Consider the following 12,023-nt stretch of genomic DNA (forward strand, 5'->3'; position numbering starts at 1 on the left):
TCTACCCGCCGAGGAGCCCGGGAATCGGCCCGGCGCGCCGGGACACGCTTCGCGACCAGCGTTCATGATCACGGGGCTGCGCGGCGCGCGACCGGCTGACTACGATGCGGCACATGGCGGAGCCCCTGCTGGATCGTGCGCGGCGGGCGGGGCGTCGGCTCCGGGTCAACGGGGACGCGCGGGCGCACTACGTGGTCTGCGGGCGGGACGCCCTCGCCTACTGGGTGGTGCGCGCGCTGCTCGCCACGGAGCTGCAGGCGACGGGCCGCGTCCGGATCACCCTGGTCGTGCCGGAACGACCGCGCTCCGACGAGCCGGACGGGCGGGACCTCCAGGGCGTCGAGGTGGTCCGGGCGGACCGGCTGGACGAGGTCACCTTCCGGCGGGCCGGGCTGGCCGGCGCCGACGGGCTGGCCCTGCTGCACCAGGACGACGTCGGCAACATGCACGCCGCGCTCTGCGCCCAGGAGGTCGAGCCCCGGCTGCGGCTGGTGGTGCGGATGTTCAACACCGGCCTCGCCAACGGGGTGCGGCAGATCTTCCCCGACTCCGCGGTGCTCTCCGACGCGTCGATGGCCGCCCCCGCCTTCGTGGCCGCCGCACTCGGCGAGGTGGCCCCGACGCACTTCCGGCACGGCGGCCGCACCCTCTACGTGGCCCGCCGCGACGACGTACACCCGGGCGACGTGGTCTGCGCGGTGGCCGACACCCGCGACCCGCAGCAGGTCCGGGTGCTTCCCGCCGAGGAGTCCGCCGCGGACGTGGTGCTCGCCGAGGCGACCGGGGCGCCGCCCGGCACCGAGCTGGCCGCACGCCGGCTGGCGCGGGCCCGGCGGCGTCGTCGCCCGCTGACCGTGCTGCTCCGCGCGGTACGCAGCTTCGCCACCCGCAAGATCGGCATCGCGGTGATCACGCTGCTGGCGGTGATCGGGGTGCTCGGCTGGCTCAACGGCCGCGCCACGCACGCCAACTGGGGCGACTCGCTCTACCTCACGCTCGTGACGACGCTGAGCGGGCAGGATCCGGATCCGAACAAGCCGGTCGCCCAGCAGGTCATGCAGGTGGTGCTCAACCTCGCCGGGCTGGCGCTGATCCCGCTGATCACCGCCGTGGTGGTGGACGGGATCGTCAACGCCCGGCTGGCGTTGCACTCCGGCCGGATCCAGCCGGAGCGGTCCCGGCACGTGGTCGTGGTCGGGCTGGGCAACGTCGGCACCCGGGTGATGGCCCAACTCTGCGACTTCGGCGTCGAGGTGGTGGCGATCGACAAGGTGCCCGAGCCGCGCGGTGCGGCGCTGGCCCGCCGGCTCGGCGTGCCGCTGATCGTGGGCGACGCCGCGCTGGAGGAGACCCTCCAGGCGGCGTCCGTGGGCACCTGCCAGGCGCTGGTGGTGGTCTCCACCGACGACGAGACGAACCTCCAGGCGGCGCTGAACGGCCGGGCCGTCAACCCCGAGCTCCAGGTGGTGCTGCGCCTCTTCGACGGCCACTTCGCCGAGCGCGTCCAGCAGGCGTTCGGCATCGGCATCTCGCGCAGCGTGTCGTACCTGGCCGCGCCGTCGTTCGCCGCCGCGCTGCTGGACCGCGCGGTGATCGCCACCATCCCGGTCGGCCGGCACGCGCTGCTGGTCACCGAGGTCTCCGTCGCCGCCGGATCGTCGCTGGACGGGCGGCCGGTCGCCGCGGTCGGGCGGGCCGAGAGCGTACGCCTGCTCGCGCACGCCCGGGCCGGTCAGCGCCTCGACTGGGCGCCCGACCCGCGTCTGGTGATCGTCGCGGGAGACCGGCTGACGGTGGTGGCCCGCCGGGCCGGCCTGAACGCCCTGCTCCGCGAGGCCGCGCCGCCCCCGCCGGAGGATCCCGCCGCGCCGGCGCCCCGCCAGCCGGAGGAGTGACGGTCCGACGTCGCGGCCCGTCCGCCGGTCCGACGTCGCGGCCCGTCCGTCCGTCTGACGGTCCGGTGTTCCCGGTGCCCGGCGGGTCAGGCCCGGCGGGGGCGCAGGGCGTACCAGGCGGCGCCGACGGCGAGCACGGCGAAGCCGGAGAGGACGCTGGACAGCGGCAGGTTGACGGCGAGCAGCAGGCAGCCGGCCAGCCCCAGCACGGCGAGCGCCCGCACCGGGAGCCGCCGGCCCGGGTCGCGGCCCAGGGTGAGCGCGGCGGCGTTGGTGATCGCGTAGTAGACCAGCACGGTGCAACTGGAGAAGCCGATCGCGTGCCGGACGTCGCCGAGCGCGACCACCAGGATCACCACGGCGGCCACCGCCAGCTCGGCCCGGTGCGGCACCCGGTGGACCGGGTGCACTGCGGCGAGCGCCCCGGGCAGGTCGCGGCGGCGGGCCATCGCCAGCGTGGTGCGCCCGACCCCGGCGAGCAGGGAGAGCAGCACCCCGGTCACCGCCACGGTCGCCCCCGCCCGGACCAGCCAGGCGAGGCCGGGCAGCCCGGCGGCGGTCACCACGTCGGCCAGGGGCGCGGCGGACGCGGCGAGCCGGTCGGCCCCGAGCACGCCGACGGCGACCACCGCCAGCACCAGGTAGATGGTCAGCACCACGCCGAGCGCCAGCGGCACCGCCCGGGGGATGGTCCGCTCCGGGTCGCGTACCTCCTCGCCGAGGGTGGCGACCCGCGCGTACCCGGCGAAGGCGAAGAAGAGCAGCCCGGCGGCGGTGAGCACGCCCCGCCCGGAAGTGTCGAGGTCGCCGAGCCGGGCCAGCGAGACGTCGCCGCCGACCGCGCCGGCCACCGCGACCAGGGCCAGCACGGCCAGCACCACGCCGACCAGCGCCTTCGTCGCGGTCGCGGTCTTACCGATGCCGCGCAGGTTCACGGCGGTCACCGCCAGCACCGCGCCGACGGCGACGAGCCGGGCCTGCCCCGGCCAGAGGTACGCCCCGATGGTCAGCGCCATCGCCGCGCAGCTCGCCGTCTTGCCGACCACGAAGCCCCAGCCGGCCAGGAAGCCGGCGAACGGGCCGAGCCGTTCCCGGCCGTACACGTAGGTGCCGCCGGACTCGGGGTGGCGGGCCGCGAGCCGCGCCGAGCTGGTCGCGTTGCAGAAGGCGACGAAGCCGGCCAGCACCAGCGCCGCCAGCAGGCCCGCCCCGCCGGCCGCCGCCGCGGCGGGCGCGAAGACCACGAACACGCCCGCGCCCAGCATCGACCCCAGCCCGATCACCACCGCGTCGGGTACGCCCAGCCGGCGTGCCAGTTGATCCACGCCGGGCACCCTAGGGGGTCGAGATGAACGGCCGGTCCCAGTCGCGGGGCACCCCGGGCAACGGCAGGTCGTCCCAGGGCACCCGGTGCAGCACCCGGTCGAGCAGGAGCCCCAGCAACAGCCCGGCCACCGAGTCGGTCAGCCAGTGCCAGCCCAGGTAGGTGGTGGTGCACAGCACCACGACCGGCGGCACCAGCCGGACCACGGTGACCAGCCGAGGCGGCACGGTCCGGCCGTAGGTGCGCAGCAGCGGGGCGAGCAGCAGCGCGATGACGCCGTACCAGAGGATCGCGTTCGCGACGTGGCCGGAGGGGTAGGACTGGGCGAACCGCAGTGGTAGTTCGTCCTGGAACAGCGGGAGGGTCTGCTCGGGCGGAAGGAACGGCTCCTTGACGCTCGCGCTGGGTGCGGGCCGGGCGGTCCACACCTTGAGCGGACCGATCGTGAGATAGCTGAGGACGAAGGCGAGCACCGGCGGCAGCACCGGGCGCAACGATCTCAGGCGGACCGCGAGCAGCACCCCGAGACCGAGTGCGATCAGCGTCAACGGGGTGCCCTGACCGAGGTAGTTGAGGACCACCGCCGTCACGCGGGCGGCGGTCGGCCGGTGCGCCTCCGACCAGTCGGCGACCGCGCGGTCGATCCCGAAGAACCGTTCGGCGGTGAGTGCCACAGTCAGCCCGACCAGGACGGCGAGCAGGAGCGCGTCGAACCACCAGCCGGCCGGCCGGACCGGCCTCAGCCGTGCTCTGGGCCGTACCGTCGTGGTCTCCCGCACCCGGAACACGCTACCGGCCCGGCGCGGCGGCCGGCCGGCGCGGCCGGGGGCGGCTGTGTGCCGAGCCACGAAGGGAGGCGCTCGGCCCGGAGGACCGTCAGACTTGGGGCCGTGCGGATCACCTCGGCCCTCGTCGACCCGGCGCTGCTCGACCTCCCCTGGTCGACCCCGCTGGAGCAGTGGCCTGCGCAGCACCTGGTGGCGCTGCCCCAGGGCATCTCCCGGCACATCGTCCGGTTCGTCCGGCTCGGCGGCTACGTCTACGCCGTCAAGGAGACCGGCGAGCGGGTCGCCGAGCGCGAGTACGACCTGCTGCGCGCCCTGGAGCGGATCGACTTCCCCTCGGTGGAGGCGGTGGCGATCGTCGCCGACCGGCAGACCGACGACGGCGAGCCGCTCGACCCGGTGCTGATCACCCGGCACCTGCAGTTCTCGCTGCCCTACCGGGCGCTCTTCTCGCACACCCTGCGTCCGGAGACGATGGGCCGGCTGCTCGACGCGCTGGCGGCCCTGATCGTGCGGATGCACCTGACCGGCTTCTTCTGGGGCGACTGCTCACTGTCGAACACGCTGTTCCGCCGGGACGCCGGCGCGTTCGCCGCCTACCTTGTGGACGCGGAGACCGGGGCGCTGCACCACTCGCTCTCCAACGGCCAGCGCGGCGAGGACCTGGAGATCGCCCGGGTCAACATCTTCGGGGAGGCGCTCGACCTCCAGGCCGCCGGGCTGCTGCACGAGTCGATCGATCCCGAGGTGGTCTGCGAGGAGGTCGTGCAGCGCTACGAGCGGCTGTGGCACGAGATCACCTACGAGCAGCAGGTCGAGCGGGAGGCCCGGCACGACATCGAGGGGCGGATCCGCCGGCTCAACGAGCTGGGCTTCGACGTGGCCGAGGTGGCGATGTCGACCATCGACAACGGGCGCTACCTGATCCGGCCGAAGGTGGTCGACGCCGGGTACCACACCCGCCGGCTGCTCCGCCTGACCGGCCTGGACGCCGAGGAGAACCAGGCCCGCCGGCTGCTCAACGACCTGGACGCCTACCGGGCCGAGAGCGACCTCACCGACGAGCAGCAGGCCGCGCACCGCTGGGTGACCGAGGTCTTCGAGCCGGTGGTCCGGGCGGTCCCCGCGCACCTGCGCCGCAAGCTGGAGCCGCAGGAGATCTTCGCCCAGATCATCGAGCACAAGTGGCTGCTCTCGGAGCAGGCCGGCCGGGACGTCGGCATGGCCCCGGCCGTGCACTCGTACCTCTCCGACGTGCTCGTGCACCGCCCCGACGAGCAGGCCGTGCTCGGCGTCGAGGTCCCCACCCGGTGATGCCCGTCCGGTGATGCCCGTCCCGTGATGCCCGCCGACCCGGAACCGGGCCGGCGCCCTCCTCGGGTGGCGGTCGTCGCGGCCCCTGTCGAGCTGATGTCGTAGACGATTCAGGCGGGCGGGGCGGCTGATGTCGTAGACGATTCAGCTCGACAGCTTCAGTCGTGGCAGGGGCAGGCGCGGCACGGCCAGACGTGGCGTCGGTCGTGGCAGGACCAGACACGGCACGGCCAGACGCGGCGTCGGTCGTGGCAGGACCAGACGTGGCAGGGGCAGACGCAGTACGGACCGTGGCGGCACGGTCGGGCAGCCGGGGCGGCGGGCGGTCACTCCACCCAGGAGCCGCCGCGCATCACCCGGACCACGTTCAGGTCGTCGTCGAGCACCACCAGGTCGGCCCGGAGCCCGACCTGGAGCGCGCCCAGCCGGTCGCCGAGGCCGATCGCGCGGGCCGGCGTGGTGGCCGCCATCCGTACGGCGTCCGCGATCGGGATGCCGGCGGCCACCGCGTGCCGCAGCGCCTCGTCCATGGTCAGGGTGCTGCCGGCGATCGCGCCGTCGCGGGCCAGCCGGGCCACCCCGCCCGCCACCGTGACGGCCTGGCCGCCCAGCTCGTAATCGCCGTCGGGCATGCCGGCGGCGGCCATCGCGTCGGTGATCAGGGCCGCCCGCTCCGGGCCCGCCGTCGAGGTGGCGAAGGCCAGCATCCCGTCGTGCAGGTGTACGCCGTCGGCGACCAGCTCGCAGACCACGTTCGGGGCGTCGAGCAGGGCCACCACCGGGCCGGGCTCGCGGTGGTGCACCGGCCGCATCCCGTTGAACAGGTGGGTGCCGACGCTCGCGCCCGCCGCGACGGCGGCACGGGTCTCGTCGTACGTGGCGTCGGTGTGGCCGACCGCGGCGACCACCCCGTTCGCGACGAGCAGCTTGACCGCCTCCAGCGCGCCGTCCCGCTCGGGGGCGAGGGTGACCATCCGGACGGCGCCGTCGCCCAGCTCGATCAGCTCGGCCAGCTCGTCCGTGGACGGGTCGCGGAGGAACTCGGGGTTCTGCGCGCCGCAGCGGGCCGAGGAGAGGTACGGCCCCTCGAAGTGGATGCCGGCCAGCACCCCCTCGGCGACCAGCGGCGCGAAGGCGCCGGTGGCCGCGCGCATCAGCTCGAACGGCGAGCTGACCAGGCTGGCCAGCAGGGTCGTCGTGCCGTGCCGCAGGTGGAAGCCGGCGGCCTGCCGGGCCTGCTCGGCGTCGCCCGTGGTGAAGGTGTGCCCGCCGCCGCCGTGCGTGTGCATGTCGACGAAGCCGGGCACGATCCAGTGCCCGTCGCGCACGGACGGGTACTCGGCCACTGCCGTGATCCGGCCCCCGTCCAGCTCCACGCAGCCCTGCCGGATCACGCCGGTCGGGGTCACCACCTTGCCGTTCACCCGGGTGGCCATCACTTCTCCAGACTGTCGAGGGCGAGCAGGGCGGCGCCGAGGCAGCCGGCCTCGTCGCCGAGGGCCGCCGCGACCAGGCGCGGCTCCCGGTGGAACGTCATCCGCTCGTGCAGCGCGGCCCGCAGCGGGTCGAGCAGCAGCGCGCCGGCCTGCGCCAGGCCGCCGCCGAGCACGACGGTCTCCACGTCGAAGAGGGCCTGGCCGGTGGCGAGGCCCTCGGCGAGCGCCTCGACCGCCTCCCGCCAGACGTCCGCCGCCAGCGGCTCGCCGGCCGCCGCCCGGCCGGCCACGTCGGCGGCGGTCGCCGGGACTCCGGCCAGGGCCGTGTAGCGCCGGCCGATCGCGGCCGCCGACGCCACCGCCTCCAGGCAGCCGGGACGGCCGCAGCCACAGGCCGGCCCGCCGGGGCGTACCTGGACGTGGCCGATCTCCCCGGCGGCGCCGTGCGCGCCGGTGACGGCCGCGCCGTGGACCACGTGCGCGGCGGCGATCCCGGTGCCGATGGCGACGAAGAGGACGTGGGCGGAGTCACGGCCAGCGCCGAGCCGCGCCTCGGCCAGCCCGCCGGCGCGCACGTCGTGGCCGAGCGCCGTCGGCAGTCCGAGCCGAGCCTGTGCCAGGTCCCGCAGCGGTACGTCCCGGAAGCCCACGTTCGCGGACCAGACCGCGACGCCGCGCGCCTCGTCGATCACGCCGGGTACGGCGACGCCGAGCGCGACCGGGGTGAGCCCGTCGGCGCGGGCCTTGCCGGCCAGCCCCTCGGCGACCGCCAGGACGGTGTCGACCACGGCGTCCGGGCCGCGCCCGGCGTCGGTGGGGTGCCGCTCGGAGTGCAGCACGGCGCCGTCCGGCCGGACCAGGGCGCACTTCATCCCGGTGCCGCCGACGTCCAGCGCGACGACGACGTCGGCTGGGCTCATGCGAGGACCACGGACCGGCTCAGGTGCCGGGGCGCGTCGGGGTCGAGGCCCCGGCTGGTGGCGAGCGCGACGGCGAAGCGCTGCGCCAGGATCAGGTCGGCCATCGGGTCGAGCGGCGTACGGCCGGCGGCCCAACTGCCGAGCACGGTGCGGCAGCCGTGGGTGCGGCTGTGCACGAACGCCGCGCCGGTCGCCGCCACGTCCTCGGGCAGCCCGTCGGGCAGCTCGCCGAACGCCCAGACCAGCCGGCCGGGGGCGGCGATCGAGATCGGGCCGTGCCGGTAGTCCATCGCCGGGTACGCCTCGGCCCAGAAGGTGGCCGCCTCGCGGCACTTCAGCGCCGCCTCCTGGGCCAGCCCGACCGTCCACCCCCGACCGAGGAAGGTGGCCTGCTCGATCCGGGCCGGCTCGATCGGCAGCGGGGCGCGCACCGCCACCTCCGCGTCGGCGGAGAGCGCGGTGATGTTGTCGCCGAGGTGGGCGCGGAGCAGGGCCAGCGCGGTGGTCGCGAAGCGGGTCTGCACCACCGAGCGCTCGTCGGCGAACGGCATCGGCACCACCGCGTCGGCCACCGAGGCGGCGGGGGAGGCGGGGTCGCCGACCAGGACGGTCGTGGGCACCCGCCCGCGCAGCGCGGCGAGCAGCTCGGCGACCTCGGTGGTGGTACCGGAGCGGGTGATCGCGACGAGCCGGTCGTAGCGCCGCCCGGCGGGGAACTCGGAGGCCTGGAAGGCGTCGGTCTCGCCCTGGCCGGCGTGCTCGCGGCGGGCCGCGTACGCCATCGCCATGAACCACGACGTGCCGCAGCCCACGACGGCGACCCGCTCGCCGGGGCGGGGGAGGTGGTCGGCCGCGGTGGCGGCGACCCGCGCCGCCTCCCGCCAGCAGTCGGGCTGGCTCGCGATCTCCGCGTCGACGTACGACATGAGAACTCCTACGCAGGGGAGCGGTGCGCAATACGGCTCGTTAAAGCTGTCTTTCGCGCGCTATTCTGCGCGAACCCGGTTGGCCGTGGCAACCAGCCCCGTCATCGAGCAGGACATGGTTTTGCGCCCTCGTAGTTTCGCGCACTACTGTGCACGCAATCAATCACCGACCGCGCAGTAACTGGAGGGCCTGGGGTGGACCGGTACGCCAGATGGAACGCCCTGCTCGAAATGCTGACCGACAGCGGCCGGGTCAGCGTCGAGGAGGCCGCCGAGCGGCTGGACGTCTCCCAGGCCACCATCCGGCGCGACTTCGACCAGCTCGCCCAGCAGCAGATGATCACGCGGACCCGCGGCGGCGCGGTCGCCAACGGCGTCTCGTACGACCTGCCGCTGCGCTACAAGACCGCCAAGCACTCGGCCGAGAAGCAGCGGATCGGCGCGGCCGCCGCCGCGCTGGTCTCGCCGGGCACCGTGGTGGGCCTCAACGGCGGCACCACCAGCACGGAGGTCGCGCGGGCCCTCGCCGTGCGGCCCGACCTGAACACCAGCGCCGAGGGCGCCCAGCTCACCGTGGTCACCAACGCGCTGAACATCGCCAACGAGCTGCTTGTCCGCTCCCGGATGAAGGTCGTGGTGGCCGGCGGCGTGGTCCGCCCCAAGTCGTTCGAGCTGGTCGGCCCGCTGGGCGGGGCGTTGCTGCGCGAGGTCACCCTGGACGTCGCCCTGCTCGGCGTCGACGCGATCGACCCCCAGCTCGGCGCCGCCGCCCACCATGAGGGCGAGGCGGCGATGAACAACCTGATGGTGGCCCGGGCCAAGCGGGTGGTGATCATCGCGGACTCGTCCAAGCTGGGCGGTCACGCCTTCGCCCGGATCTGCCCGGTGGACCGGGTGGAGACGCTGGTCACCGACTCGGGCGCCAATCCCGACGTGGTCGAGGCGTTCCGCGCCGCCGGCGTCACCGTCGTCTGCGCCTGACGTGAAAGGAAGGGCCTTCCTGACGCCTGGTGTGCAGTGAGGGGCCCTTCCTAACGCCTGGTGGGCAGGAAGGGGCCCTTCCTTTCATCCGATCGGCGTGGCGGTGCATACCGGGTATTGCGCCGCGTTGCATACCGCGTATGGTGTCGCATGTCATACGCCCATCGGGGGAGGTGCAGCTTGTCAGCTGTCCTGGAGATCGAAGGTCTACGCAAGACGTACAAGAGTCGTCGACGCGGCACCCGCAACGCGCTCGACGGCTTCGACATGCGGGTCGAGGCGGGGCAGGTGCACGGCTTCCTCGGCCCCAACGGGTCGGGCAAGACCACCACGCTGCGTACGCTGCTCGGTCTGATCCGGCCCAACGGCGGCCGGATGGCCATCCTCGGCCACGAGGTGCCCGAGGCCCTGCCCGTCGTCGCGGGCCAGGTCGGCGCCATCGTCGAGAGCCCGCAGTTCTTCCCGCACTTCTCGGCGCGGGACACCCTGTCCCTGCTCGCCGGCGCGGGCGACGTGCCGCGGCAACGGATCGACGAGGTGCTGGAGCTGGTCGGGTTGCGCGACCGCGCCGGCGAGCGGGTCAAGACGTACTCGCTGGGCATGAAGCAGCGGCTCGCCGTCGCCTCGGCCCTGCTGAAGAACCCGAAGCTGCTGATCCTCGACGAGCCGGCCAACGGGCTGGACCCGGGCGGCATCCGGGAGATGCGCACCCTGATGCGCAGCCTCGCCGAGTCGGGGATGACCGTGGTGCTGTCCAGCCACATCCTCGGCGAGATCCAGCTGATCTGCGACTCGGTCACCATCATCTCGCTGGGCCGGCGGGTGGCCTTCGGCCCGGTCGAGCAGGTGCTCGCCCAGCACTCCTCCGGCGCCGTCCGGGTGCGGTTGGAGGCGGTCACCGACCTGCCGGCCGCCGCCGAGGCGCTGACCCGCGCGGGGATCCGGGTGAACGGCCAGCCCGACCACCTGATGCTCGCCGGCGTCGACAAGCCGGCCACCGTCACCCGGCTCCTCGCCGAGCAGGGCCTCTACGTCAGTGAGCTCGCCCCGGTCGCCGTCGACCTGGAGAGCGTCTTCCTCGAACTGACCGCCACCGCGCCGGTACCCGGCCAGCATCGGCAGGTCGACCAGTCCACGAAGGTCGGCGGGGCGGGGCAGCCCGGCACCGCCGGAGGAGGGTGGGGCGCGTGAGCCTCTACCGTACGGAGCTGCGCCGGTTGGCCAAGCGGCGCTTCACCCGCTGGATGAGCCTGCTGGGCCTGCTGGTGCTCGCGGCCGTGGTGGTCGGGGTCTTCCTGACGAACGAGAAGATCGACGCCGCCGCGCTGGCGAGGGCCGAGAGCGCCGCCGAGCAGCAGTGGCAGCAGGACGTACGCCACAGCGAGCAGTTCCGCGCCGAGTGCGAGCGGGCGAAGTCCGCCGGGACCAGCGAGGCCGGCCGGTACCCCGATGACTGCGCGATGATCCAGCCGCCGCCGCGCGAGGCGATCGAGTCGCGGTGGTTCCTGCCCTCCACCTTCGACTTCCGGGAGAGCTTCGGCACCACGCTGCTGCCGCTCGCGGCGATCCTGGCGCTGGTCGGGTTCGTGGTCGGCGCCTCCTTCGTCGGGGCGGAGTGGAACACCGGCGGCATGATGAACCTGCTGCTGTGGCGGCCGAAGCGGCTGACCGTACTGCTGACCAAGCTGGCGGCGCTGCTCACCGGGCTGCTCACCCTGGCGGTGCCGACGACGGCGCTCTGGTTCGGCAGCTTCTGGCTGGTCGCCGTCTTCCGCGGCAGCACGGAGAAGATGACCTCCGGCGCCTGGGAGTCCTTCGCCCTCACCGGGCTGCGCGGTCTGGTGCTCGCTCTGGTCACCACGACGATCGGCTTCGCGCTCGCCTCGCTGGGGCGGCACACCGCGATGGCGCTCGGCGGGGCGATCGCCCTGATGGTCGTCGGCCAGTTCGGCCTGGGCATCCTGCTGCAGATGGCCGGGGTGCGCTTCGCGCAGGCGTGGCTGCTGCCCACGTACGCGTTGGCGTGGATGCAGAAGAAGGTGACGCTGGAGGACTGGGAGGCCTGCCAGGCCACCTACTTCGGCGAGTGCAAGCCGGAGACCCTGGACATCACCTGGCAGCACTCCTCGGCGTTGCTGGCGGTCGGGCTGACGGTGTTCCTCGGCGCGGCGCTCTGGGCGATGCGCCGGCGGGACATCTCCTGACCCCGGCGGTGCGACCGGCGGCTCTCCCCGGCCCCGGTCGCACCGCCCCGCGGGCCGCGACAGCCGGCTGTCCGGCGACCCGCCGCGCCGACACACCGCCCCGCGGGCTCGCCGAATCGACCTGGTGACGGTCGGCACACCGCCGCCGCTCGCGCCGAACGTGCGGCGGTCGGCGGACACGGGGTGAACCGGCCCGGTCACGTTGCGGCACTGTCGTCCGATGCGAAGCGGGTCGGCC

At 74.4% G+C, this 12,023-nt stretch carries 10 protein-coding genes; 5 read left to right on the top strand and 5 right to left on the bottom strand.

Features of this window, described 5'->3' with window-relative positions:
• Positions 1-113 precede the first annotated feature (113 nt).
• Positions 114-1,895, top strand: coding sequence for an NAD-binding protein (locus ACFY23_RS14635; RefSeq protein WP_350818952.1), 1,782 nt, complete (start codon positions 114-116; stop codon positions 1,893-1,895).
• Between the two features lie 86 nt (positions 1,896-1,981).
• Here ACFY23_RS14635 and ACFY23_RS14640 read toward each other — a convergent pair whose 3' ends face one another.
• Together ACFY23_RS14640 and ACFY23_RS14645 are read right to left on the bottom strand one after the other, a co-directional pair.
• Positions 1,982-3,220, bottom strand: coding sequence for an APC family permease (locus ACFY23_RS14640; protein WP_350818953.1), 1,239 nt, complete (start codon positions 3,218-3,220; stop codon positions 1,982-1,984).
• A gap of 10 nt (positions 3,221-3,230) precedes the next feature.
• Positions 3,231-4,067, bottom strand: a complete 837-nt coding sequence (locus tag ACFY23_RS14645) for a phosphatase PAP2 family protein (RefSeq protein WP_387036086.1) — start codon at positions 4,065-4,067, stop codon at positions 3,231-3,233.
• Positions 4,068-4,109: 42 nt separating this feature from the next.
• On the opposite strand from ACFY23_RS14645, the gene ACFY23_RS14650 reads away from it, so the two are divergent.
• Positions 4,110-5,318, top strand: coding sequence for a DUF4032 domain-containing protein (locus ACFY23_RS14650; RefSeq protein ID WP_350686418.1), 1,209 nt, complete (start codon positions 4,110-4,112; stop codon positions 5,316-5,318).
• A gap of 326 nt (positions 5,319-5,644) precedes the next feature.
• Here the strand turns inward: ACFY23_RS14650 and nagA are convergent, their stop codons facing one another.
• Genes nagA through ACFY23_RS14665 form a run of 3 tightly spaced genes read right to left on the bottom strand, consistent with a single transcriptional unit; the run spans position 5,645 to position 8,600 of the window.
• Positions 5,645-6,754, bottom strand: coding sequence for an N-acetylglucosamine-6-phosphate deacetylase (nagA, locus tag ACFY23_RS14655; protein ID WP_350686417.1), 1,110 nt, complete (start codon positions 6,752-6,754; stop codon positions 5,645-5,647).
• The gene (locus ACFY23_RS14660) at positions 6,754-7,674 is read right to left on the bottom strand and encodes an ROK family protein (RefSeq protein ID WP_350686416.1); all 921 of its coding nucleotides are present in this window, start codon (positions 7,672-7,674) and stop codon (positions 6,754-6,756) included. Before ACFY23_RS14660 ends, nagA begins: the two co-directional genes overlap by 1 nt.
• Positions 7,671-8,600, bottom strand: coding sequence for a sugar isomerase (locus ACFY23_RS14665; protein WP_350686415.1), 930 nt, complete (start codon positions 8,598-8,600; stop codon positions 7,671-7,673). The genes ACFY23_RS14660 and ACFY23_RS14665 overlap by 4 nt, the downstream gene beginning before the upstream one ends.
• 195 nt (positions 8,601-8,795) lie before the next feature.
• Between ACFY23_RS14665 and ACFY23_RS14670 the strand changes: the two genes are divergently transcribed.
• The 3 genes from ACFY23_RS14670 to ACFY23_RS14680 all read left to right on the top strand — a co-directional run bounded on the left by ACFY23_RS14670 (position 8,796) and on the right by ACFY23_RS14680 (position 11,785).
• Positions 8,796-9,581 carry a DeoR/GlpR family DNA-binding transcription regulator gene (locus ACFY23_RS14670; RefSeq protein WP_350686413.1) on the top strand — a complete coding sequence of 262 codons (786 nt, stop codon included), beginning with the start codon at positions 8,796-8,798 and terminating at the stop codon, positions 9,579-9,581.
• A gap of 180 nt (positions 9,582-9,761) precedes the next feature.
• Positions 9,762-10,772, top strand: a complete 1,011-nt coding sequence (locus ACFY23_RS14675) for an ATP-binding cassette domain-containing protein (RefSeq protein WP_350686411.1) — start codon at positions 9,762-9,764, stop codon at positions 10,770-10,772.
• Positions 10,769-11,785, top strand: coding sequence for an ABC transporter permease subunit (locus ACFY23_RS14680; protein WP_350686410.1), 1,017 nt, complete (start codon positions 10,769-10,771; stop codon positions 11,783-11,785). Before ACFY23_RS14675 ends, ACFY23_RS14680 begins: the two co-directional genes overlap by 4 nt.
• Positions 11,786-12,023 lie beyond the last annotated feature (238 nt).

Source organism: Micromonospora sp. NPDC000121, assembly GCF_042899165.1.
In the GTDB taxonomy this organism is placed as follows: Bacteria; Actinomycetota; Actinomycetes; order Mycobacteriales; family Micromonosporaceae; genus Micromonospora.